We start from the raw sequence: 22,308 nt of genomic DNA, 5'->3' as shown, positions 1-22,308 counted from the left end.
GACTCTTCTTTAATGAAACGTCCTACCTCACGGTGGGGCGTTTTTTTTGTGTCTTGGTGGCGTGGTATAATTTGTGAGATACAGTTTAAAAGAGAGAAGTGATCATATAATGGAAGAATTATTTGAAAGGGCGCCTGTTCCGCGCGCCTATTTCAAGTTAGCATTGCCTGTCGTACTGGGCATGGTGGCCAGTATGATTTACAATTTAGCGGATACATATTTTGTCTCGCAGACGCAGAATACGGCGTTGGTAGCGGGAGTGGCACTCTGTACGCCATTATTTTCATTTCTGATTGCGGTCGGCGATATCTTCGGTTTAGGGGGAAGCTCCCTGATTTCGCGACTGCTTGGGGAAAAAGACTATCGGACAGCCAGCCGGGTCAGTAGCTTTTGTCTCTATGGGGCGATTGTGGTAGGACTACTGGTGACTGTTCTTCTGTTAGCCTTTACCCGACCCATTCTGGTGATGTTCGGGGCAACACCGGCCACTTACCACTATGCGGAGCAGTTTTACCATCTCATGGCCTTCGGTGCCATGCCAATCATGGTGTCAATGGTCCCAGGAAACCTGATTCGAACTGAAGGGTTTGCGACCCAGTCGATGATTGGAACGATGGTGGGAACGGTGATTACGATTATTCTTGATCCTATTTTGATCTTTTCCGCAGGAATGGGGGCTGCTGGAGCTGCCTTGGCAACGGTGATTGGTTATAGCGTGTCGGCAATCCTATTGGTCTGGCTTACGGGGTATTACTGTCAGGTCGTCACGATTGATGCTCGTCAGAGCCGAATTAATCGGCAACTCTTAGGACAAGTTCTCTTTATCGGAATTCCCGGATCAATTACCAACTTGATGCAGGCATTTGGGACGGCCGTCTTAAACCGGTATCTGGTGAGTTTTGGGCCAACCCGAGTGGCCGCAATGGGGATCGTACTTAAGGTCTATATGATTATCATGTTGGTCATGATTGGGTTTGCCTTTGGCGCACAACCATTAATTGGTTATACCTATGGGGCCAATAACCAGCGGCGTTTTAGGCAAGTCCTTCATTTTGACCTATTGGTGGAGGTCGGTTACGCCTTGGTATTTGCCATTCTAATCATGGTCTTCGCACCACAGATTATCGGGCTATTTCTCCACGACTCAGCCGTCATTACCGCGGGGACCTATATGCTCCGTGTCTTCCTGTCGACAACTCCATTTGTGGGGGCGGTGTTAGTCTATACCACTGTCTTTCAGAGCACAGGTAAAGCCATCGCGGCCCTCTTGATGTCGATTTCACGGCAGGGGGTTACTTTCTACCTATTCATTGTCTTGGGATCCGGGTTGCTAGGTTATCATGGGATTATCTGGGCTCAGCCAGCAGCAGATGTGGTTACCTGTCTGTTGGGGTGGCTACTGGCCAGAGAAACCTTCAAGCGTCAATGGGAGAAAGCATAAGGTATCTGGAAAAAGCGATTATTTAAGAGATCACGATAAATTCATTAGGAGATTTGTCAAAGATAAGGTATAATAACACCCGTTGGCCTTAATTGGGAAAAACTGGATGACCAGTCGTTCTTTTTCATTGAATTCAGTTAAATTGTATTTAATTAGAAGAAAGTTGATTAAAACTTCCAGGTTATGCTAGGAATAGCCAATAATTATTTAAGACAAATCGCAAGCAATTTCGCGAAAACCCTTGCCATACGGCACTTTATTTAGTATGATAGTTAAGTGCTGTATTTCTGAGGGGACATTTGCGCCCCTGGGGATCGCCAAAAAGTTTAAGCGATGATGTGGGAGATTGCGACACGCCCGGCCGCTTTGCCATGAGGGTGTGGCGGGAATTTCCACGGAGTTAGTCTTATTTTTAAAATAGACGAAGGAGGGAACACAATGGCAAAACAAAAAATTCGGATTCGGTTGAAGGCTTACGAACATCGTATCCTCGACCAATCAGCGGACAAGATCGTTGAAACAGCGAAGAGAACTGGTGCCGGTATCTCAGGTCCTATTCCATTACCAACTGAACGGACGATCTACACCGTTTTACGTTCACCACATAAGTTTAAGGACTCACGTGAACAATTCGAAATGCGGACGCACAAGCGTTTGATTGATATCGTTAACCCAACGCCAAAGACAGTTGACTCATTAATGAAGCTCGACTTGCCTAGTGGTGTGGACATCGAAATCAAGTTATAATTTCCAAGAATACTAAATACAATATAATCGGAGGTGTACTCATGACCACTAAAGGAATCTTAGGGAAAAAGGTCGGGATGACGCAAGTCTTCACTGATGCTGGCGAATTACTCCCCGTTACTGTTGTCGAAGCAACCCCAAACGTAGTGTTGCAAGTTAAGACGATGGAAAACGACGGTTACGATGCCATTCAACTTGGTTACCAAGACAAGCGTGAAGTACTCAGCAACAAGCCCGAACAAGGTCATGTAGCAAAAGCAAACACGACTCCTAAGCGCTTCATTCGTGAATTCAGAGATGTTGAGCTGGGAGATTACAAGGTAGCAGACGAAGTTAAAGTTGATACCTTCCAAGCAGGAGACATCGTTGATGTCACTGGTATCACTAAAGGTCATGGTTACCAAGGTAACGTTCATAAAGACGGTCAACGTCGTGGTCCTATGGCTCACGGTTCTCGTTTCCACCGTCGTCCAGGTTCTTTGGGTGCTATCATTAACCGGGTATTCCCTGGTATGAAGCTTCCAGGCCGGATGGGTAACAAGCAAGTTACTATCTTAAACCTTGAAATCGTTAAGGCAGATGTTGAAAACAACGTTCTGTTGATTAAGGGTAACGTGCCAGGTGCCAACAAGTCACTCGTTACTGTTAAGAGTGCTGTTCGCCCACCACGTGAAAAGCATTCAGATAAATAATTAGGAAGGGAGGATAATTAAATGACAAGCGTAGCATTATACAAACAAAATGGTAGCCAAAACGGCGACGTAACGTTGAATGCCGACATCTTCGGTATTGAACCTAACGAAAGCGTCGTGTTCGACACGATTTTGATGCAACGGGCATCCATGCGCCAAGGAACTCACGCCGTTAAAAACCGGAGTGCCGTTCGTGGTGGTGGTAAGAAGCCATGGCGTCAAAAAGGTACTGGTCGTGCACGTCAAGGTTCCATCCGTTCACCACAATGGGTCGGTGGTGGTGTGGTCTTTGGACCAACCCCTCGCTCATACAGTTACCACCTTCCTAAGAAGGTTAGCCGTTTAGCATTGAAGTCCGTTCTTTCCCAGAAGGTTCTCGATGACAGTTTCGTCGTAGTTGACGGATTATCATTCGACGCCCCTAAGACGAAAGAATTCGCTGATATGCTGGCTGGTTTGAACGTCACAACTAAGACGTTGGTTGTCCTTGAAGACGACAACGTTAAGGCTGCATTAGCAGCCCGGAACTTAGCAAATGTTAAGGTAATTCCTGCCAAGAGCTTGAATGTCCTTGATATTGCTGATGCCGACAAGTTAGTGATTACCCAACCAGCACTTTCTCAAGTAGAGGAGGTACTCGCATAATGGAATCACGCGATATTATTTTACGTCCAGTTGTCACTGAAGCATCAATGGCCACTATGGATGACAAGCGTTACACGTTCGACGTTGACGTACGAGCAACCAAGACTCAAGTCAAGCATGCCATTGAAGACATCTTTGACGTTAAGGTTGTTAAGGTCAACATCATGAACTTGAAGGGTAAGAAGAAGCGTCAAGGTCGTTACGAAGGCTTAACTAAGAAGCGTCGTAAGGCAATTGTCAGCTTATCTGCCGACTCTAAAGAAATCAAGTTATTCAACGAAGAATAAAATCTCAGATATAGGAGGGAAATAACGTGGCGATTAAGAAATACAAACCAACAAGCAATGGTCGTCGTAACATGACCAGCATGGTTTACAAAGACGTCATCACTAAGACGACTCCTGAAAAGTCATTGCTTGATTCACAAAGTCACTCAGCCGGCCGTAACAACGCTGGTAAGATGACTGTCCGCCATCGTGGTGGTGGTAACAAGCGTCAGTACCGGATCATCGATTTCAAGCGGATGAAGGATGATGTTCCTGCAACCGTTAAGGCTATCGAATATGACCCAAACCGGACTGCCAACATTGCCTTATTAGTTTATGCTGATGGTGTAAAGTCTTACATCATTGCACCTAAGGGCTTAAAGGTTGGTGCCCAGGTTCAGTCAGGTCCAGATGCTGATATCAAGGTTGGTAATGCATTACCATTGAAGAACATTCCATTCGGAACTGTTATTCACAACATTGAATTAAAGACTGGTAAGGGTGGCCAATTGGTCCGTTCTGCTGGGACTTCAGCTCAATTGTTAGGTAAGGCCAACGATGACAAGTATGTTCTGGTTCGTTTATCATCTGGTGAAGTTCGGATGATCTTGAACGTTAACCGTGCTACTATCGGTGCCGTAGGTAACGAAGAACACGAATTGATTGTTGTCGGTAAAGCCGGCCGTAATCGTTGGGCTGGTCAACGTCCACATGTTCGTGGTTCTGTAATGAACCCTAACGATCACCCACATGGTGGTGGTGAAGGTAAAGCACCTGTTGGTTTACCATCTCCTCTTTCTCCATGGGGTAAGAAGACCGTTGGTAAGAAGACGCGGAAGAAGAAGAACAAGACTAGCAAGTTCATCGTCCGTCGTCGTAAAGGTTCCAAGATGTAATTATCCGGTTATCCGGATGTCAAGAGACCTGGTGATCATCGTGTATAACGATGCGCCACAAGTAGAGGAGGTTTCATAATGGGTCGTAGTTTGAAAAAAGGACCTTTTGCCGATGCGCATTTGCTTAAGAAAATCGATGTGCAAAAGGATCAAGACAAGAAGACCGTCATCAAGACCTGGTCACGTCGGTCTACTATTTTCCCTAGCTTCGTAGGTTACACCATTGCAGTTTATGACGGACGGAAGCATGTCCCAGTTTACGTGCAAGAAGATATGGTTGGCCACAAGCTCGGTGAATTCGTACCGACTAGATTGTTCCGTGGTCACGGTAGTAGTGACGATAAGAAAACAACTCTTTGATAAGGAGGATTAACTAAATGGCTGAACAAGTTACATCAGCGCAAGCAACCGCCAAAACGGTTCGAGTTGCTGCTCGCAAACTCCGCCTTGTCATCGATCTTATCCGCGGCAAGAGCGTAGCTGAAGCGCTAGCTATTCTAAAGTTCACACCGCGTGGTGGTTCACCGGTTGTGGCAAAAGTTTTAAACTCTGCAATTGCTAATGCAGAAAACAATTTTGACTTAGATCGTCAAGATCTAGTTGTCAGCGAAGCCTTCGTTAACGAAGGACCAACCCTCAAGCGGTTCCGTCCTCGTGCTAAGGGTTCTGCTTCACCAATCAACAAGCGTACGAGTCACATTACGGTTGTTGTATCTGAAAAGAAGGAGGGATAACGCGTGGGACAAAAAGTAAATCCAACTGGATTACGGGTCGGTATTATTCGCGACTGGGAAGCAAAGTGGTATGCTGAAAAAGACTTTGCTGCTTACCTCAAGGAAGACCTTGCAATTCGTAAATTCATTGAAAAGCGTCTCGTTGACGCCTCTGTCTCAACTGTTGAGATCGAGCGTGCTGCAAACCGCGTCAACATCTCAATCCACACTGCCAAACCAGGGATGGTTATTGGTAAGGGTGGTTCTGAAGTCGAAAATCTCCGTAAGGAATTGAACGACTTAACTGGCAAGCGGGTTCACATCAACATTGTTGAAATCAAGAAGCCAGATTTAGATGCAAAATTGGTCGGCGAAAACATCGCTCGTCAATTGGAGGGCCGTGTTGCCTTCCGTCGGGCTATGCGTGGGACGATGCAACGGACTATGCGCTCTGGTGCCAAGGGTATCAAGACGCAAGTCGCTGGTCGTTTGAACGGTGCTGATATGTCTCGTACTGAAAGCTACGCTGAAGGTACGGTTCCTCTGCACACGTTACGTGCTGATATCGATTATGCTTGGGTAGAAGCTCACACTTCATACGGTTCTCTGGGTGTTAAGACCTGGATCTATCGTGGTGAGATCTTGCCTGAAAAGAAACAAACTAACGGACAAGGAGGGAAATAACATGCTGGTACCTAAGCGAGTAAAGTTCCGTCGTGTCCACCGTGGTAAGCTACGTGGCGAAGCCAAGGGTGGCAAGAGTGTTGCTTTCGGCGACTACGGTTTGCAGTCATTAGATTCCAAGTGGATCTCTAACCGTCAAATCGAAGCAGCCCGTGTTGCAATCACTCGTTACATGAAGCGTGGTGGGAGAGTTTGGATTAAGATTTTCCCTCACAAATCCTACACTGAAAAAGGTGTTGGGGTCCGGATGGGTAATGGTAAAGGTACACCAGCTGGCTGGGTAGCCCCAGTTAAGCGTGGTAAAGTGATGTTTGAAGTCGGTGGCGTCTCTGAAGAAGTCGCTCGCGAAGCATTACGCCTTGCTGCTATGAAACTTCCCGTTCGTACGAAAGTTATTACCCGAGAGGAAGTAGGTGGCGAATCTAATGAAGGCTAAGGAAATTAACGAATTGACCACTGCCGAAATGCTCGATAAAGAAAAGAGCTATAAGGACGAATTATTCAACTTGCGCTTCCAATTAGCCACTGGCCAACTGGAAAACACTGCTCGGTTGAAGCAAGTTCGTAAGAACATTGCGCGGCTTAAGACCGCTCTTCGCCAACAAGAACTGAACAACTAGAATACGATAAAGGAGGTCACAATACATGAGTGATGTACGTAATCACCGCAAGGTATACCGTGGTCGTGTCGTGTCTGACAAGATGGACAAGACGATCACTGTTGTCGTTGAAACGACAAAAACGGATGCAAGATACGGTAAGCGTGTCAAGTACTCTAAGAAGTACAAGGCACATGATGAAAAGAATGAAGCCCAAACCGGCGACATTGTTACCATCATGGAAACGCGGCCAATGTCTGCTACCAAGCGGTTCCGCTTAGTCGACATTGTTGAAAAAGCAGTAATCATTTAAGTGTCGTTTTTATCGTATTCTGAACTAGAACTGAAGGGAGGACACTAGCCGTGATCCAACAAGAAAGTCGCTTAAAGGTAGCCGATAACTCTGGCGCCCGTGAAATTCTGACAATCAAGGTTCTGGGTGGCTCAAAACGTCGCTACGCCGGAATCGGTGATGTCATCGTTGCTACTGTCAAACAAGCAACACCAGGTGGCGTTGTCAAAAAAGGTGATGTTGTTAAGGCGGTCGTTGTTCGTACGAAGTCTCGTGTACGTCGTAACGACGGTTCATACATCAGTTTTGATGAAAATGCCGCAGTGCTGATTAAAGACGACAAGAGCCCACAAGGGACTCGTATCTTTGGGCCAGTTGCTCGTGAATTACGAGACAACGACTACATGAAGATTATCTCATTAGCACCCGAAGTACTGTAATTAAGAATCGTGTAAACAAGGAGGTGCCCACAGAATGCTTATTAAAACTGGTGACAAGGTCCGCGTGATCGCTGGGAAAGACAAAGGCAAAGAAGGAACTGTATCTAAGGTTCTGAACGCCAAGAACCGCGTGATCGTTAAAGGCGTCAATATGATCAAGAAGCACCAAAAGGCTTCTCAAGCTAGCCCACAAGGCGGGATCATTGATATTGAAGCACCAATTCATGCATCCAACGTAATGCTCATTGATCCTTCGAACAACGAACCAACCCGGCTTGGCGTTCGAGTTGAAGATGGTCACAAAGTCCGGTTCGCTAAAAAGTCCGGCGAAACCATCGACAAATAATCACTGAAAGGAGGAACATAATTTCATGTCAGCTCGTTTAAAAGAAAAGTACGTTAATGAAATTACCCCATCATTGGTGGAAAAGTTCAGCTACAGTTCTGTTATGCAAACACCTAAGATCGACAAGATCGTTTTGAACATGGGTGTTGGTGACGCCGTTACCAACGCTAAGAACCTTGATGAAGCCGTTGAAGAGCTTGGTTTGATTTCTGGTCAAAAGCCATTGGTTACTAAGGCCAAGAAGTCAATCGCAACCTTCCGTCTTCGTGAAGGCATGTCAATTGGTGCTAAGGTTACCCTCCGCGGGGACCGCATGTACGAATTCCTGGACAAGTTGATCAACGTGTCATTGCCACGTGTTCGTGACTTCCATGGTGTTAGCTCCCGTGCCTTTGATGGCCGTGGTAACTACACTTTGGGGATCAAAGAACAATTGATCTTCCCAGAAATTAACTTTGATAACGTTAACCGTGTTCGTGGTTTGGACATTGTTATCGTAACGACGGCTAACACCGATGAAGAATCACGTGAATTGTTGACTCAATTCGGTATGCCGTTCACACACTAAAAAGGAGGTTCACACAAATTGGCTAAGAAATCACAAATTGCTAAGAACAAGCGTCCTGCGAAGTTCTCTACTCAGGAATATACTCGTTGCGAACGTTGTGGACGTCCACACTCTGTTTATCAAAAATTCCACCTTTGCCGTTTATGCCTACGCGAACTTGCCCACAAGGGTCAAATTCCTGGTATGAAGAAGGCTAGCTGGTAATACGAATTTTAAACAAAGGGAGGGAAATCGTTAATGTCCATGACTGATCCTATTGCAGACTTCTTGACTCGGATTCGTAACGCGAACATGGTTCGCCACGAATCACTCGAAGTACCTGCATCAACAATTAAACGTGACATCGCTGAAATCCTGAAGCGCGAAGGTTTCATCCGTAACGTTGAATACATCGATGATGACAAGCAAGGTATCATCCGCGTATTCCTCAAGTACGGCAAAGACAACCAACGTGTTATCAGTGGTTTGAAGCGTATTTCAAAGCCCGGCTTACGTTCATACGTTAAAGCCGATGCTGTTCCAAAGGTATTAAACGGTTTAGGTATCGCTATTATCTCCACCTCTGAAGGGGTAGTTACTGATAAAGAAGCGCGTGCCAAGAAAATCGGTGGCGAAGTTCTCGCCTACGTTTGGTAAAACTTTTAAGAAGATAGGAGGTGCCTTACAGTGAGTCGTATTGGTTATAAAACTGTCAAAGTCCCAGCTGGCGTTGATGTTAAGCGCGATGGCGATCAAGTTACGGTTAAAGGTCCTAAAGGTTCTTTAACCCGTACTTTCTCTGACTTCATTACGATGAAGATCAGTGACGGTGCCGTTGATTTCGACCGTCCAGATAACAACAACAAGACGCGGGCCCTTCATGGTACGCAACGAGCTAACTTGAACAACATGGTTGAAGGTGTTGTCAATGGCTTCGCAAAGACCTTGAAGTTAGTCGGTGTTGGTTACCGTGTTCAGGCTAAGGGTAAGACCTTGGTATTGAGCGTTGGTTATTCTAACCCTGTTGAAATGGCTATTCCAGAAACTTTAGAAGTTAAGGTTCCTGATAACACCACTATCAACATTTCTGGCATTAGTAAGCAAGAAGTCGGTGACTTCGCTGCTGAAATCCGTGCCGTCCGTTCACCAGAACCTTACAAAGGTAAGGGTATCCGTTACGAAAACGAATTTGTTCGTATTCGTGAAGGTAAAACTGGTAAGTAAAGCAGCTTAAAGCTGATAATTCTACAAAGAGGTGACTATTTTGATTACGAAACCAGATAAGAACAAGACACGTCAAAAGCGTCATATGCGTGTCCGCAACAAAATTTCTGGAAATGCAGAACGCCCACGCTTAAACGTTTTCCGCTCTAACAAAAACATCTACGCTCAAGTCATTGATGACGTAGCGGGTGTCACGCTTGTTAGTGCCTCGACGTTAGATAGCGAAGTGACTGGCGACAACAAGACTGACCAAGCTAAGGCTGTCGGTGTTTTAGTTGCTAAGCGCGCTGTCGAAAAGAAGATTAGCAATGTTGTGTTTGACCGTGGCGGATACTTATATCATGGCCGGGTACAAGCATTAGCAGAAGCTGCTCGTGAAAACGGGTTGAAATTTTAACAGTAAGGAGGAATAACCACACATGGCAAAATTTATTGATCCCGACAAGTTAGAACTTGAAGACAACGTTGTTGCTATCAACCGAATTACCAAAGTTGTTAAGGGTGGCCGTCGTCTTCGGTTCTCTGCTTTAGTAATTGTTGGTGATAAGAACGGCCACGTTGGCTTTGGTACTGGTAAAGCACAAGAAGTCCCAGAAGCCATTCGTAAGGCTGTTGAAGCCGCTCGTAAGAACTTGATCGAAGTTCCAGTCGTGGGAACGACCATTCCTCACGAAGTACTGGGAACATTTGGTGGTGGCAAGATTATGCTCAAGCCAGCCGCTGAAGGTTCTGGAGTTACGGCCGGTGGTGCCGTTCGTTCCGTCATGGAACTTGCAGGTATCGCTGACGTTACTTCAAAGCGTTTAGGTTCTAACACGCCGGTCAATGCAGTTCGCGCCACTTTTGCTGGCCTGACTGAATTGAAGCGTGCTGAAGAAGTTGCCGCTCTCCGTGGTGTCTCTCTTCAACACTTAGCTGAATAAGGAGGGGTATTAAAATGGCTCAATTAAAAGTTACTTTAATTCATAGTGTCGCTCACCGCCTCCCTAAACAGCGGAAGATTGTGGAAGCTATGGGCTTACACCGAGTTAACAGCTCAGTGGTACAGCCTGATAACGAAGCAACTCGCGGTGCGCTTTTCCAAATCGCACATTTGATTAAGGTTGAAGAAGTTAAGTAGTACTCATATCATTAAATAAGGAGGTGCGCAATAGCATGAAGTTGAATGAATTAAAACCTGCTGAAGGCTCACGGAAGGTTCGTAACCGAGTTGGCCGTGGTGATTCTTCTGGTAATGGTAAGACCTCAGGTCGTGGCCAAAAGGGTCAGAAGGCTCGTAGCAAGACTCGTTTGGGTTTTGAAGGGGGCCAAATGCCTCTGTACCGTCGGATTCCAAAGCGTGGGTTTACCAACATTAGCCGTAAGGAATTTGCTGTCGTAAACTTATCCGCTTTGAACGTCTTCGAAGACGGCGCCGAAGTAACCCCAGTTAACTTGGTTGAGGCTGGTATCGTGAAAAACGAAAAGGCCGGTATCAAGATTTTGGGTAACGGTGAATTGACGAAGAAGTTGACGGTAAAGGCCGCTAAGTTCTCCAAGTCAGCTGTACAAGCTATCGAAGCTGCTGGTGGTAAGACTGAGGTGATCTAATGCTATCAAGCTTGAAAAACGCCTTTAAGATTAAAGACATTCGTAATAAGATTCTCTTTACTCTTCTGGTTTTGATTGTCTTTCGGTTGGGTACCTACATTACTGTCCCCGGCATTAACGCGAAGGCACTTCAAAGCGTCGCGTCTTCTGGGTTGGTTAGTATTCTAGATACTTTTAGTGGTGGTGGGTTGAGTAACTACTCCATCTTTGCGATGGGGGTCTCACCTTACATCACGGCACAAATCGTTATTCAATTGTTACAAATGGACATCGTACCGCGCTTCGTTGAATGGAGTAAGCAGGGTGATGTTGGTCGTCGGAAGTTAAACCAAGCCACACGATATTTGGCGATTTTTCTCGCTTTCGTTCAGTCTATCGGGATCACGGCTGGTTTCAGTGCTTTAAGTTCACTGAAGCTGGTCCAGAACCCGAGTGTCACAACGTACCTGTCGATTGGGTTAATCCTGACCGGTGGGACGATGTTGACCACCTGGATGGGTGACATGATTACCGACCGTGGGTTAGGTAATGGGATCTCAATGATTATCTTTGCGGGTATCATTGCTCGGACCCCTAACTCCGTCTACAAACTTTACAAAACTTATTTTGTCGACATTGCCAGTGGTGACATGTGGAAGAGTGTTCTGTTTATCCTGGGCTTGATTGTTTTAGTTCTGATGATCGTTACGTTTACAACGTGGGTTCAACAGGCGGAACGTCGAGTACCAATGCAGTACACGCGGCGGGTATCTGGTTCGCCAGATAGTAGCTACCTTCCATTGAAGGTTAACGTTGCTGGTGTTATCCCAGTTATCTTTGCTAGTTCGTTTATTGCTACGCCTCAAACTATTTTGATGGCGTTCCAAAACACGCACTCCAGTGATGGCTGGTATCAAACACTGTCGAACATCTTCAACATGCAAACCTTGGATGGTGCCATTTTGTACACCGTTCTGATCGTTGTGTTCACGTTCTTCTATGCGTTTGTTCAGGTTAACCCTGAAAAGTTAGCTGAGAACCTGCAGAAGCAGGGGAGCTACATTCCAGGCGTTTGGCCAGGACATGAAACGCAGTCATATGTTTCCAACTTACTTATGCGTCTCAGCACTGTTGGGGCCTTGTTCCTTGGATTCATTTCCTTAATTCCGTTATTAGCCCAAAACCTTTGGGACTTAGATGAGTCAATTGGTTTGGGTGGTACCAGCCTCTTAATCGTGGTTGGGGTTGCCATTGAAACCATGCGCCAAGTTGACGGATTGATGATGAAGCGCGAATACGTTGGCTTTATCCAAGATCCAGAACCAGCTTAATGAGTTTCCAGCGGGTGTGTTGATCTCTTAGCACACCTGCTTGTGTTTTTAAGGCGAATAATTTCGAAGTAAGGAGCATGAACATGACAGCAATGAATTTAATTCTCATGGGCTTACCGGGTGCCGGTAAGGGGACACAAGCCCAAAAGATCATCGATGAGTTCCATTTGCCACACATCTCAACGGGAGATATCTTCCGCGCGGCAATGAAGAACGAAACGAAGATGGGCTTGGCCGCTAAGACCTACATCGACAAAGGTGAACTGGTTCCTGACGAAGTCACTAATGGCATCGTCAAGGAACGGTTGGCCGAAGCCGATACGGCTAAGGGGTTCATGTTGGATGGGTTCCCCCGTTCCATTGTTCAAGCCGAAGCTTTAGATAGCTTTGGCCCAGAACTGGACCGGACCATCAACGCCGTGATTAACATTCACGTCGAACCGGATGTTCTAATCGAACGACTCTCTGGTCGTTACATTTGCCGGAATTGTGGGGCGACTTACCACAAGCTCTACAACAACCCTAAGGTTGAAGGAACTTGTGATGTTTGTGGTCACCATGACTTTTACCAACGTGAAGACGACAAGCCGGAAACGGTTAAGAATCGTTTAGCAGTTAACTTAAAGGCTAATACGCCTTTAGTTGAATACTACACGAAGAAGAACCTCTTGTTTACGGTTGATGGTAATCGAGATATCGATGACGTTTACGTCGACATTGAAAAGATCTTGAAGAACCTGTAGGCCGAGGTAGTTCTTGCGTCATCGTAAGAATTATGGTAGACTTATTCAGGTTTAGCCTGTAAATGGCGCGATGTCGCAATTCACAGGTGCTAGGTGGGTGCCGCATCCGCGGCCCGACCGCTTTTACGTGTGTATGCACGCAATTAAAAGGGAGGTACTTTCGTGGCGAAAAGCGATGTCATCGAAATCGAAGGTAAAGTTACCGAAACATTACCTAATGCAATGTTTCGAGTCGAATTAGAAAACGGTCATGAGATTCTTGCTCATGTCTCCGGTAAGATTCGGATGCATTACATCCGGATTCTGCCTGGTGACCGAGTAACTGTTGAAATGTCACCGTATGACTTGTCTAAAGGCCGGATTACTTATCGTTTCAAGTAATCGGTTTGGACAGATGTAGGAGGGATATTCATGAAAGTAAGACCATCAGTTAAGCCAATGTGCGAACACTGCAAGGTTATCAAGCGTAAAGGCCGAGTTATGATTATTTGCTCAGCCAACCCTAAGCACAAACAACGCCAGGGTAAGTAATTCAATTTATAGGAGGTGTACATTTAATGCCACGTATTGCTGGAGTGGATTTACCACGTGATAAGCGAATCGCTTATGGTTTAACTTACATTTTTGGGATTGGTATCAACACGGCTCACAAGATCGTTGCTGCTGCCGGTGTCTCTGAAGACGTTCGGGTTCGTGATTTAACTCCCGACCAAGAAGACAAGATCCGTGCCGAAGTCGACAACTACAAAGTTGAAGGTGACTTACGGCGTGAGGTTACGCTGAACATCAAGAACCTACAAGAAATTGGTTCTTACCGTGGAATGCGTCACCGTCGCGGATTACCTGTTCGCGGTCAACACACTAAAAACAATGCCCGCACTCGGAAGGGTAAAGCCGTTTCCGTTGCCGGTAAGAAGAAGTAAAGGAGGGTTATCACTTTATGGCTACTAGAAAAACTAGTCGCAAGCGTCGGGTCAAGAAGAATATTGAAGCCGGTGTTGCACACATTCATGCTACGTTTAACAACACATTAGTTATGATCACTGACGTTCAAGGGAACGCCATTGCTTGGTCATCAGCTGGTGCCTTGGGCTTTAAGGGTAGTCGGAAGTCAACACCATTTGCTGCGCAAATGGCTGCTGAAGCCGCTGCTAAGTCCTCAATGGAACACGGTGTCAAGTCCGTAGAAGTTGCTGTTAAGGGTCCTGGTTCAGGACGTGAAGCTGCTATCCGGGCCATCCAAGCTGCTGGTATCGAAATCACCGCTATTCGCGATGTTACGCCAGTGCCTCATAATGGGACTCGTCCTCCAAAGCGCCGTCGGGTTTAACGTGAGCGTTTCATTAATGAGGGCAACCTTCATGATGGGATTGACTTATAGAAGCTCAACGCGGTTTGAAAGGGGTAAACGATAAGAATGATTGAATTTGAAAAGCCTAACATTCATAAAATTGACGAAAGTAGTAACTATGGTAAGTTCATTGTCGAACCGTTGGAACGTGGTTACGGGACAACGCTTGGTAATTCCTTACGTCGAATTCTGCTTTCATCATTACCTGGTGCAGCTGTTACCAGCATTCAAATCGACGGGGTTTTACATGAATTTTCAACTATCGAAGGGGTTGTTGAAGACGTCACGCAAATCATCTTGAATGTTAAGAAGATTGCGCTGAAGCTCAACGGTTCTGACGAACAAGAAGAATCCATGGAAATCAACGTTAAAGGACCAGCACAGGTCACTGCCGGTGACATCGTTGCAGGTGCGGACGTTGACGTTTTAAACCCAGATCTGTACATTGCTACGGTTGCCGATGGGGCAACGTTCCATATGCGGATGACGGCGGATAAGGGCCGGGGTTATGTTTCTGCTGACGAGAATAAGACTCGCAACACGGACATGCCAATTGGTGTCTTAGCCGTTGATTCCATTTATACCCCTATCGAACGGGTTAACTACCAAGTAGAGAATGCACGGGTTGGCCAACGGGCTGACTACGATAAATTGACCCTGGATGTTTGGACAAACGGTTCAATTAATCCAAGCGAAGCCATTGCTCTGGCTGCAAAGATCTTAACCGAACATTTGGCAATGTTTGTCGACTTGACTGACGAAGCTAAGAATGCGGAAATCATGGTTGAAAAAGAAGAGACGCACAAGGAAAAGATGCTTGAGATGACCATCGAAGAGCTCGACTTGTCCGTACGTTCTTACAACTGTTTGAAGCGTGCTGGTATCAACACGGTTCAAGAATTGACTAATAAGACTGAAGCAGACATGATGAAGGTTCGTAACTTGGGTCGCAAGTCCCTCGAAGAAGTTAAAGCTAAGTTAGCTGACTTAGGTTTGTCACTTCGGAAGGAAGACTAATTTTAGACACTCAAAGGAGGGTTTCTGGTTATGAGTTACCGTAAATTACAACGGACTAGTTCACAACGTCGCGCATTGTTACGTGATTTGACTACTAGTTTAATCTTAAACGGCCGCATCGAAACGACTGAAGCACGTGCTAAAGAAGTTCGCAAAACGGCTGACCAAATGATTACTTTAGGTAAGCAAGGCGATTTACATGCTCGTCGACAAGCTGCTGCTTTCATCCGTAACGTTGTTGCAGATGTTAAAGAAGATGGCGACGATGTTGTTGTTACCAATGCTTTACAAAAGGTATTCAGCGAATTAGCACCTAAGTACGCAGACCGTAAAGGTGGTTACACGCGTATCTTAAAGACGATGCCTCGTCGTGGTGATGGTGCCGCAATGGCTATCTTAGAATTCGTTGACTAATTGTTAATTAGTTAATGGTCAAAGGGTGAGTTGTCCCTTAAACGGCTCACGGTTACAAATTAATCACTAGGATCATGTGGTATAGAGCGTTATGATGATGGATTTTTTCCGAGTCTAGCTTGAATGGGGGCAATTGCCTCAGCGCCGCTGGTTTGTTAGTGATTTTTTTTGTGCCTAAAATTTGAGATAGGTTGATCACATAGGCCATTGATTGGTTGGCGGCTACTTGTTTCTCCTGGTGGTAAAAGAACCCGAAAGTTTCGTAAATGACGAGATATTTGGTATAATTACGGGTGACTTTTCAAAAGGAGAATCGACAGCGCTGATGGAAAATATTATTGATGTACAACATTTGAGTTACCGTTATCAGGACACTGATGGACGGCCAGCTTTGGATGATATCAGCTTCACCGTGAGAGCGGGGGAGTGGTTAGCGCTGGTTGGCCATAACGGGAGTGGAAAGTCCACTCTGGCGAGAGCCGTCGATGGTCTCTTGCCCTTCAGTGAGGGGACGGTCGTCGTGGGGGGCATTCAACTAACGCCGGAAACGGTTTGGGAAGTTCGGGAGAAGATCGGCATGATCTTCCAGAATCCGGATAATCAGTTCGTTGGGGCCACGGTAGAAGACGATGTGGCCTTTGGCCTCGAGAATCGGCAGATTTCGCGTGCTGAGATGGTTCCAAGGGTTAAAGCGGCTCTCGATGAGGTGGGCATGCAGGCGTTCGCACAGCGCGAACCAGGGGCCTTGTCTGGGGGCCAGAAACAACGGGTGGCTTTAGCCGGAATTGTGGCGATTGCACCGGATATTCTGATTCTGGATGAGGCAACCAGCATGCTGGATCCGCAAGGTCGTCGTGACATGTTGGCCTTGGTTCAACGTCTCCGAGAAGAGAAGCATCTGACGGTCATCTCCATCACCCATGATATTGACGAAGCTGCCAGTGCTGACCGGATATTGGTAATTGATGACGGTAAGCTCGTGGAAGAAGCTAAACCCGCGGAAATCTTCGCTCAGGGTGAGCGTCTGGTTCATTTGGGATTAGATGTCCCATTTACTGCTAAATTAAAACAAGCCTTACAAGATCGGGGAATTACGGTTCCCACGGGTTATCAAACGACGACAGAAATGGAGGAATGGTTGTGGCAATCACTTTCGAACACGTAGGGTACACCTATCAGGCTGGCACGCCGATGGCGACCCCCGCACTGAGTGATATTTCCTTTACCGTTCCTGACCATGGTTATCTGGCCATTATTGGTCATACGGGGAGCGGCAAGTCTACACTGATTCAGCAGATCAATGCGCTCCTGAAACCAACCACGGGGAAAATCACCGTGGATGGCTTCACGATTACGCCGCAGACGACTAACGCCGATTTGAAACCTTTGCGTCGGCATGTGGGCATGGTTTTCCAATTTCCAGAAAGCCAGTTATTTGAGGAGACCATTCAGCGAGATATCGCGTTTGGTCCGCAGAACTTTGGTGTGAGTGAAGCCGAGGCAAATCAACGTGCCTTAGAGATGTTGAGAACGGTCGGTTTAGACGAGAGTTTTGCCAAGCGCTCTCCGTTCGAGTTGTCGGGAGGACAGATGCGTCGCGTGGCGATTGCTGGAGTGCTCGCGATGCAACCCAAGGTTTTGATTCTAGATGAACCCACCGCAGGACTCGATCCTCAAGGTCGCTTGGAAATGATGACGTTATTTAATCGGCTCCATCAGGAACAGGGCCTCACTATCATCCTGGTGACACACCAGATGGAGGACGTGGCCACCTATGCCGATGAAGTGGCTGTGATGCAGGCTGGCAAGTTGCTGACCTGTGCGACCCCTCAGGAGGTCTTCAGTGACCCCGCCTGGGTTCAGAGCAGTGACATTGCGGTTCCTCGAGCGGCGAAGTTTGCCCAACGTCTCGGTGAACGAGGCGTGAAGTGGGACCAGCTTCCGCTAACCGCCGATCAGTTGGCGGATCAATTGGTTCGACAGTGGCCGGGAACGGGGGCCAAACATGACTAATTTTATCTTTGGGCGTTACTTACCCCTAAATTCCATTGTCCATCGCCTGGATCCCCGATCAAAGCTCCTATTGAGCTTTTGTTATCTCATCGTGGTGTTCTTAGCCAACTCATGGTTGAGCTATGCCATTCTGGTTGGGTTTACCCTAGCGGCCATCTTGTCGTCTAAGATCAGTTTGGGGTTCTTTCTCAAAGGACTCCGGCCCATGCTGTGGCTGATTGCCTTCACCGTAGTGGTGCAGCTACTGTTCAGTCCGGCTGGGGGGCACGTTTATTTTCACTGGACTATTCTTAATATTACGCAAGCCGGTCTAGTGAATTCAGGTGTGATTTTCATTCGTTTCTTATTAATTATCATGATGTCCACGTTGTTGACCCTGTCAACACAGCCCCTGGATATTGCGACGGGGTTGTCCTCATTGATGAAGCCATTGCGTTGGGTTCGTATTCCGGTGGATACATTGGCGATGATGTTGGCAATTGCTTTACGATTTGTCCCCACGTTAATGGATGAAGCCACGAAGATTATGAATGCGCAGCGGGCCCGGGGCGTGGATTTCGGGGAAGGTGGTCTGATCAAACAGGCCAAGTCCTTTATCCCCTTAATGGTGCCCTTATTTATGAGTGCTTTTAATCGCGCAGAAGATTTATCGACAGCCATGGAGGCTCGCGGGTACCGTGACAGTGAGCATCGCAGTCAATATCGTATTTTAACTTGGCAACGGCGGGATACGATGACCTGGCTTGTTTTTCTCATGGTCGTAGCGGCCATGTTAGCAACACGTCGTTGGTAGGAGGAAACATGCCACGTTATAAAATTACTTTGATGTATGATGGAACAAATTTTGCCGGATTTCAACGGCAACCAGATCGACGAACGGTTGAGAGTGTCTTGACTCAGGTCATTAACAAGATGGCCAAGAATCCCGACCCCAAGATCCTCGTCTACGGGTCGGGGAGGACGGATGCTGGCGTCCACGCCTTAGCTCAGGTCGTGCACTTTGACTTTCCCTTTACCATTCCAGAAGAGAGCATGCGTAAGGGCCTCAATAGCATGTTACCAATGGATATGGAAGTTCGACGCGTCGAGATTGTCCCAGCGACTTTTCATGCGCGTTATGATGTGTCCGGTAAACGCTATTTATATCGCATGGACATGGGAGAATTTCGAAACCCCTTTAAACGCAATTATACGGGGCACTGGAAGTTCCCAGTCGATTTAGATAAGATTAATCAGGCCTTGAGTGATCTCGTCGGAGAGCATGATTTTACCAGCTTTGTGGCCTCAGGGGCGCAGACACGAACCTTCGTGCGGACTATCTATGAAGCAACCTGCCACATTGATGAGGCGAACCACGAGCTAGTCTTCGAATTCTATGGGAATGGCTTTATGTATAATCAGGTTCGGATCATGGTGGGGGTATTGGTTGAAATTGGTTCCGGTACTCGGCCGGTTCACGATATCCGTCGTCTTTATCAAGTTAAGGATCGCAAGCAGGCGCGGCGAACCGTACCCGCGGCAGGCCTCTACTTAAAACATGTGTATTATCAAGGAGAAGACCCAAAACATCCGACAAAATTGCCGCAAAGACAGCGTTAATTTTGCTGAGGGCATAAACAATCATTGACTTTAGGGCGAAAACTTTGTATTATGGTTGTTGGTATTGTTTGCCCCACGATAAGCCCCGGAAAGTTTACTTGGTGTCAGACAAACTCAGATTTATGGAGGAATATAACGTGCGTACAACTTATATGGCAAAACCCAACGATATTAACCGCAAATGGTACATCGTTGATGCAACCGACGTTAGTTTAGGACGTCTTGCTTCAGTCGTTGCTTCAGTATTACGTGGTAAGAACAAGCCAACGTTCACCCCTAACGTGGACACTGGTGACAACGTAATCGTTATCAACGCAAGCAAGATTGCTTTGACTGGCCGTAAGGCAGCTGGCAAGATTTACTATCACCACACTGGTTTCCCAGGTGGCTTGAAGTCTCGCACTGCCGGTAACTTCCGGGCTCAAAACCCAGAAAAATTGATCGAAACTTCTGTCCAAGGTATGCTTCCTAAGAACTCCTTAGGTCATCAGATGGCATTGAAGCTTCATGTGTACGCTGGTGAAGACCACAAGCACGAAGCCCAAAAGCCGGAAGTATTAGACATCACTAACCTAATCTAAGGAGGAAACCAACATGGCACAAGTTCAATATCGCGGCACTGGCCGTCGTAAAAACTCCTCTGCTCGGGTGCGTTTAGTACCAGGCTCAGGTAAGATTGTTATGAACAAGAAGGCAATTGAGGATTACATCCCATTTGCTAGCATTCGTGAAGTTGTTTTACAACCATTCAACGTTACGGAAACGCTTGGTAACTATGATGCATTAGTTACTGTTCACGGTGGCGGTTTCTCCGGTCAAGCCGGTGCAACTCGTCATGGGATCGCTCGGGCATTGCTCGAAGTTGACCCAGACTTCCGTGGTCCGCTGAAGCGTGCGGGTCTTTTGACTCGTGACCCACGGATGAAGGAACGGAAGAAGCCAGGTCTCAAGAAGGCCCGGAAAGCTTCCCAATTCTCAAAGCGTTAATATTTCGATATTATCTATTTGGGAAAGCTCTCACCATTATGGTGGGGGCTTTTTTTGTACAACGGCAGACTGTTGCGCATACTAGGTCATAAAAAAACAGGCTGGTCTTCTGATAGAGGACAGCCTGTTACATTGGTCTATGCTTTGTCGATAATCTCGTTGGCGCGCTCAATTAAGGCCACGAACTGTAAGACACTTTCGACTTGTTCGTCGGTCAATCCGCCAAGACTAAAGGGTAAATCATCGGTTCGGCCAAGCAAATAATCTGATGATGTGTCTAAGACATCACAGATCTTGGTCAGTGTTTCAATTGAGGGATAGGACAAGCCTTGTTCATAGGCTGAAATCGTTCCCTTGCTGACCTCAAGCCTTTGAGATAGTTCTAGTTGCGTTAAACGCTTGTGCTTGCGGACGGCTTTTAACCGCTCGCCAAAGAATTGTACAGTCATGAGTTTTCACCCTCCATTTAGGGTAGCAAAAACTTGTAACTAAATTACATGTATTAGGTACATGTAATATTGATTTTTCCGTGATTTATTGATAATATTAAACATATGAAGTATCAGTTTAAGATATATTTTTGGACAGCAAACATTTTGATGAATTAAGGAGTCAAAATGGTCGATCGCTGTTTCCTTTCTTTAAGGGGGTGTGTTCGATTAAGGGGTGAAGTTCTTTGGCGATAAACGTGCTAAGGGTTGGAATTTAGCACGTGGTGAGGGGTCAAGGAAGCCGTTCAACCTAATTCGTGAGTGAGTCCCGAACGCTTGGTGGAACCCAGTTCACAACTACAGAAAGCAAAGTGATAGAGGCATTAACTATTTCGTGACAGGTATCGCTAGTTTTGATTCATTTAACGTAAATGGAGGGTATCACGGATGAAAGCGAAAAAGATGATGATTTCGGCACTCACGGTTCTCAGTGTAACTGCCATGGGGTTCACCACGATAACGACCGGATCGGACACGGCCTTTGCCAAGTCTAAAGCGGCAAAGGTTTTGAAATCAACCACTTATAAATCGAAGAAAAAGGTTCACGTCACTGGGAGTTGGATGTATTCAAACACGAAGTTGACACGGAAGAATCACCACATGACCAAGTACTTATATACGAAGTTCTACGCGACGAAGAAAGTTAAGATTCGTCAGGCCAATGGCAAGAAGGTTACCTACAATTACTTAAAGTCCAAAAATGGCAAGACGAAGGGTTACGTCGCGACAAAGTATGTTTATAATCAGTGGGTTTATGGTAAGTATAGTGTGAAAGCCTACCGGCGAAACGCTGTGAAGGAACTCAATAAATTTCGGGCCGAGAATGGCGTTGCACCGCTGAAGGAAGATGCCAAGCTGGATAAGATTGCCCAGAAGAATGTGGATCGGATGCGCAAAGAAGGCAAGTCCTTTAAGGGCAATGTCGAAAACACGCCCCATGCTGGGTGGATTTACGATGGCTATATTGCGCCTAGATCGGTGCCAATTATTGCCTATGAAAATGGATCGCAGTGGGGGCAAGGAACAATTCTTTCATGGATGCGGATTACCGACAGATGGCGTGACATTGGCGCCATCCCGCATTTGATGAATCCCAAGCAAACCAAGGTTGGTTTTGGTGGGATGCAGCACGGCCAAGAGCTTTATGAATTTGCGATCCTGTCCCATAAAGACTAATTTCAACAATGATGTTAACTAACTGGATGGTGACATCCGAAGCACCGCTAATTCTATAACTGAATTAGCGGTGCTTTTTTGGTAT

Annotated in this window: 38 protein-coding genes; 37 read left to right on the top strand and 1 reads right to left on the bottom strand. The window is 46.5% G+C overall.

Annotated features, from left to right (window positions below):
- The first annotated feature begins 109 nt into the window (after window positions 1-109).
- The 36 genes from EKM70_RS02470 (at window position 110) to rpsI (ending at window position 20,556) form a co-directional block, all read left to right on the top strand.
- Window positions 110-1,441, top strand: a complete 1,332-nt coding sequence (locus tag EKM70_RS02470; protein WP_125544927.1) for an MATE family efflux transporter — start codon at window positions 110-112, stop codon at window positions 1,439-1,441.
- A 438-nt stretch (window positions 1,442-1,879) separates the two neighbouring features.
- Entirely contained in the window at window positions 1,880-2,188 is a 309-nt protein-coding gene (gene rpsJ / locus EKM70_RS02465; RefSeq protein ID WP_011668500.1) for a 30S ribosomal protein S10, read from the top strand.
- A 41-nt stretch (window positions 2,189-2,229) separates the two neighbouring features.
- Window positions 2,230-2,880 (top strand): 50S ribosomal protein L3, encoded by a 651-nt coding sequence (rplC, locus tag EKM70_RS02460; protein ID WP_125544925.1) that lies wholly within the window; start codon window positions 2,230-2,232, stop codon window positions 2,878-2,880.
- 21 nt (window positions 2,881-2,901) lie between these two features.
- Window positions 2,902-3,525 carry a 50S ribosomal protein L4 gene (gene rplD / locus EKM70_RS02455; RefSeq protein WP_125544923.1) on the top strand — a complete coding sequence of 208 codons (624 nt, stop codon included), beginning with the start codon at window positions 2,902-2,904 and terminating at the stop codon, window positions 3,523-3,525.
- On the top strand, window positions 3,525-3,812 hold the full coding sequence (rplW, locus tag EKM70_RS02450; protein WP_057879265.1) for a 50S ribosomal protein L23: 288 nt from the start codon (window positions 3,525-3,527) through the stop codon (window positions 3,810-3,812). The genes rplD and rplW overlap by 1 nt, the downstream gene beginning before the upstream one ends.
- A 26-nt stretch (window positions 3,813-3,838) precedes the next feature.
- Window positions 3,839-4,687 (top strand): 50S ribosomal protein L2, encoded by an 849-nt coding sequence (gene rplB / locus EKM70_RS02445; RefSeq protein ID WP_125544921.1) that lies wholly within the window; start codon window positions 3,839-3,841, stop codon window positions 4,685-4,687.
- 78 nt (window positions 4,688-4,765) lie between these two features.
- Complete coding sequence (gene rpsS, locus EKM70_RS02440; protein ID WP_125544919.1) at window positions 4,766-5,047, top strand: 30S ribosomal protein S19; 282 nt, start codon at window positions 4,766-4,768, stop codon at window positions 5,045-5,047.
- 17 nt (window positions 5,048-5,064) lie between these two features.
- Entirely contained in the window at window positions 5,065-5,421 is a 357-nt protein-coding gene (gene rplV / locus EKM70_RS02435; RefSeq protein WP_057879262.1) for a 50S ribosomal protein L22, read from the top strand.
- 3 nt (window positions 5,422-5,424) lie between these two features.
- On the top strand, window positions 5,425-6,084 hold the full coding sequence (rpsC, locus tag EKM70_RS02430) for a 30S ribosomal protein S3 (RefSeq protein ID WP_057879261.1): 660 nt from the start codon (window positions 5,425-5,427) through the stop codon (window positions 6,082-6,084).
- A 1-nt stretch (window position 6,085) separates the two neighbouring features.
- Window positions 6,086-6,520: a 50S ribosomal protein L16 gene (rplP, locus tag EKM70_RS02425; RefSeq protein ID WP_057879260.1), complete on the top strand. Its 435-nt coding sequence runs from the start codon at window positions 6,086-6,088 to the stop codon at window positions 6,518-6,520.
- Window positions 6,510-6,704 (top strand): 50S ribosomal protein L29, encoded by a 195-nt coding sequence (gene rpmC, locus EKM70_RS02420; RefSeq protein WP_125544918.1) that lies wholly within the window; start codon window positions 6,510-6,512, stop codon window positions 6,702-6,704. Before rplP ends, rpmC begins: the two co-directional genes overlap by 11 nt.
- Window positions 6,705-6,729: 25 nt before the next feature.
- Entirely contained in the window at window positions 6,730-6,996 is a 267-nt protein-coding gene (gene rpsQ, locus EKM70_RS02415) for a 30S ribosomal protein S17 (RefSeq protein WP_125544916.1), read from the top strand.
- Between the two features lie 50 nt (window positions 6,997-7,046).
- Entirely contained in the window at window positions 7,047-7,415 is a 369-nt protein-coding gene (gene rplN / locus EKM70_RS02410) for a 50S ribosomal protein L14 (protein ID WP_057879257.1), read from the top strand.
- Window positions 7,416-7,449: 34 nt separating this feature from the next.
- The gene (gene rplX, locus EKM70_RS02405) at window positions 7,450-7,761 is read left to right on the top strand and encodes a 50S ribosomal protein L24 (RefSeq protein ID WP_125544914.1); all 312 of its coding nucleotides are present in this window, start codon (window positions 7,450-7,452) and stop codon (window positions 7,759-7,761) included.
- A 25-nt stretch (window positions 7,762-7,786) separates the two neighbouring features.
- Entirely contained in the window at window positions 7,787-8,329 is a 543-nt protein-coding gene (rplE, locus tag EKM70_RS02400) for a 50S ribosomal protein L5 (RefSeq protein ID WP_057879255.1), read from the top strand.
- An 18-nt stretch (window positions 8,330-8,347) separates the two neighbouring features.
- Window positions 8,348-8,533: a type Z 30S ribosomal protein S14 gene (locus EKM70_RS02395; protein WP_083488579.1), complete on the top strand. Its 186-nt coding sequence runs from the start codon at window positions 8,348-8,350 to the stop codon at window positions 8,531-8,533.
- Window positions 8,534-8,566: 33 nt separating this feature from the next.
- The gene (gene rpsH / locus EKM70_RS02390; RefSeq protein WP_057879254.1) at window positions 8,567-8,965 is read left to right on the top strand and encodes a 30S ribosomal protein S8; all 399 of its coding nucleotides are present in this window, start codon (window positions 8,567-8,569) and stop codon (window positions 8,963-8,965) included.
- Window positions 8,966-8,995: 30 nt separating this feature from the next.
- Window positions 8,996-9,532 carry a 50S ribosomal protein L6 gene (rplF, locus tag EKM70_RS02385; RefSeq protein WP_057879253.1) on the top strand — a complete coding sequence of 179 codons (537 nt, stop codon included), beginning with the start codon at window positions 8,996-8,998 and terminating at the stop codon, window positions 9,530-9,532.
- Between the two features lie 31 nt (window positions 9,533-9,563).
- Complete coding sequence (gene rplR, locus EKM70_RS02380) at window positions 9,564-9,929, top strand: 50S ribosomal protein L18 (RefSeq protein WP_318531964.1); 366 nt, start codon at window positions 9,564-9,566, stop codon at window positions 9,927-9,929.
- A 22-nt stretch (window positions 9,930-9,951) separates the two neighbouring features.
- Window positions 9,952-10,455, top strand: coding sequence for a 30S ribosomal protein S5 (gene rpsE / locus EKM70_RS02375; RefSeq protein WP_057879251.1), 504 nt, complete (start codon window positions 9,952-9,954; stop codon window positions 10,453-10,455).
- Window positions 10,456-10,469: 14 nt separating this feature from the next.
- Entirely contained in the window at window positions 10,470-10,652 is a 183-nt protein-coding gene (gene rpmD, locus EKM70_RS02370; protein WP_057879250.1) for a 50S ribosomal protein L30, read from the top strand.
- A gap of 35 nt (window positions 10,653-10,687) precedes the next feature.
- Window positions 10,688-11,122: a 50S ribosomal protein L15 gene (gene rplO, locus EKM70_RS02365; protein ID WP_125544910.1), complete on the top strand. Its 435-nt coding sequence runs from the start codon at window positions 10,688-10,690 to the stop codon at window positions 11,120-11,122.
- On the top strand, window positions 11,122-12,432 hold the full coding sequence (secY, locus tag EKM70_RS02360; protein ID WP_125544908.1) for a preprotein translocase subunit SecY: 1,311 nt from the start codon (window positions 11,122-11,124) through the stop codon (window positions 12,430-12,432). Before rplO ends, secY begins: the two co-directional genes overlap by 1 nt.
- 92 nt (window positions 12,433-12,524) lie before the next feature.
- Window positions 12,525-13,175: an adenylate kinase gene (locus EKM70_RS02355; protein ID WP_318531965.1), complete on the top strand. Its 651-nt coding sequence runs from the start codon at window positions 12,525-12,527 to the stop codon at window positions 13,173-13,175.
- 162 nt (window positions 13,176-13,337) lie between these two features.
- Window positions 13,338-13,556 (top strand): translation initiation factor IF-1, encoded by a 219-nt coding sequence (gene infA / locus EKM70_RS02350; protein ID WP_057879246.1) that lies wholly within the window; start codon window positions 13,338-13,340, stop codon window positions 13,554-13,556.
- A 30-nt stretch (window positions 13,557-13,586) separates the two neighbouring features.
- Window positions 13,587-13,706 carry a 50S ribosomal protein L36 gene (gene rpmJ, locus EKM70_RS02345; protein ID WP_008855781.1) on the top strand — a complete coding sequence of 40 codons (120 nt, stop codon included), beginning with the start codon at window positions 13,587-13,589 and terminating at the stop codon, window positions 13,704-13,706.
- Window positions 13,707-13,732: 26 nt separating this feature from the next.
- Window positions 13,733-14,098 (top strand): 30S ribosomal protein S13, encoded by a 366-nt coding sequence (gene rpsM / locus EKM70_RS02340; protein ID WP_057879245.1) that lies wholly within the window; start codon window positions 13,733-13,735, stop codon window positions 14,096-14,098.
- A gap of 17 nt (window positions 14,099-14,115) precedes the next feature.
- Window positions 14,116-14,505: a 30S ribosomal protein S11 gene (rpsK, locus tag EKM70_RS02335; RefSeq protein WP_125544904.1), complete on the top strand. Its 390-nt coding sequence runs from the start codon at window positions 14,116-14,118 to the stop codon at window positions 14,503-14,505.
- Between the two features lie 87 nt (window positions 14,506-14,592).
- Window positions 14,593-15,543, top strand: coding sequence for a DNA-directed RNA polymerase subunit alpha (locus EKM70_RS02330; RefSeq protein WP_125544902.1), 951 nt, complete (start codon window positions 14,593-14,595; stop codon window positions 15,541-15,543).
- 30 nt (window positions 15,544-15,573) lie between these two features.
- Window positions 15,574-15,957 (top strand): 50S ribosomal protein L17, encoded by a 384-nt coding sequence (rplQ, locus tag EKM70_RS02325; RefSeq protein WP_125544900.1) that lies wholly within the window; start codon window positions 15,574-15,576, stop codon window positions 15,955-15,957.
- Between the two features lie 325 nt (window positions 15,958-16,282).
- Window positions 16,283-17,122, top strand: coding sequence for an energy-coupling factor ABC transporter ATP-binding protein (locus EKM70_RS02320; RefSeq protein WP_125544898.1), 840 nt, complete (start codon window positions 16,283-16,285; stop codon window positions 17,120-17,122).
- The gene (locus tag EKM70_RS02315; RefSeq protein WP_125544897.1) at window positions 17,098-17,970 is read left to right on the top strand and encodes an energy-coupling factor ABC transporter ATP-binding protein; all 873 of its coding nucleotides are present in this window, start codon (window positions 17,098-17,100) and stop codon (window positions 17,968-17,970) included. Before EKM70_RS02320 ends, EKM70_RS02315 begins: the two co-directional genes overlap by 25 nt.
- On the top strand, window positions 17,963-18,763 hold the full coding sequence (locus EKM70_RS02310; protein ID WP_125544890.1) for an energy-coupling factor transporter transmembrane component T family protein: 801 nt from the start codon (window positions 17,963-17,965) through the stop codon (window positions 18,761-18,763). Before EKM70_RS02315 ends, EKM70_RS02310 begins: the two co-directional genes overlap by 8 nt.
- 8 nt (window positions 18,764-18,771) lie before the next feature.
- Window positions 18,772-19,569, top strand: a complete 798-nt coding sequence (truA, locus tag EKM70_RS02305; protein ID WP_125544888.1) for a tRNA pseudouridine(38-40) synthase TruA — start codon at window positions 18,772-18,774, stop codon at window positions 19,567-19,569.
- 137 nt (window positions 19,570-19,706) lie between these two features.
- On the top strand, window positions 19,707-20,150 hold the full coding sequence (gene rplM / locus EKM70_RS02300) for a 50S ribosomal protein L13 (RefSeq protein ID WP_125544886.1): 444 nt from the start codon (window positions 19,707-19,709) through the stop codon (window positions 20,148-20,150).
- A gap of 13 nt (window positions 20,151-20,163) precedes the next feature.
- A complete protein-coding gene (rpsI, locus tag EKM70_RS02295; RefSeq protein WP_057879236.1) occupies window positions 20,164-20,556 on the top strand; it encodes a 30S ribosomal protein S9 in 393 nt (130 codons plus the stop codon).
- 137 nt (window positions 20,557-20,693) lie between these two features.
- Here rpsI and EKM70_RS02290 read toward each other — a convergent pair whose 3' ends face one another.
- Window positions 20,694-21,005, bottom strand: coding sequence for a helix-turn-helix domain-containing protein (locus tag EKM70_RS02290; RefSeq protein WP_125544884.1), 312 nt, complete (start codon window positions 21,003-21,005; stop codon window positions 20,694-20,696).
- 429 nt (window positions 21,006-21,434) lie between these two features.
- Here EKM70_RS02290 and EKM70_RS02285 point away from each other — a divergent pair, with 429 nt between their 5' ends.
- The gene (locus tag EKM70_RS02285; RefSeq protein WP_125544882.1) at window positions 21,435-22,223 is read left to right on the top strand and encodes a CAP domain-containing protein; all 789 of its coding nucleotides are present in this window, start codon (window positions 21,435-21,437) and stop codon (window positions 22,221-22,223) included.
- The last annotated feature ends 85 nt before the right edge of the window (window positions 22,224-22,308 follow it).

It is taken from the genome of Levilactobacillus lindianensis, assembly GCF_003946095.1.
Taxonomy (GTDB): Bacteria; Bacillota; Bacilli; order Lactobacillales; family Lactobacillaceae; genus Levilactobacillus; species Levilactobacillus lindianensis.
The sequence above is the reverse complement of the archived record's forward strand: the minus strand, read 5'-3'. Positions and strand labels throughout refer to the sequence as shown.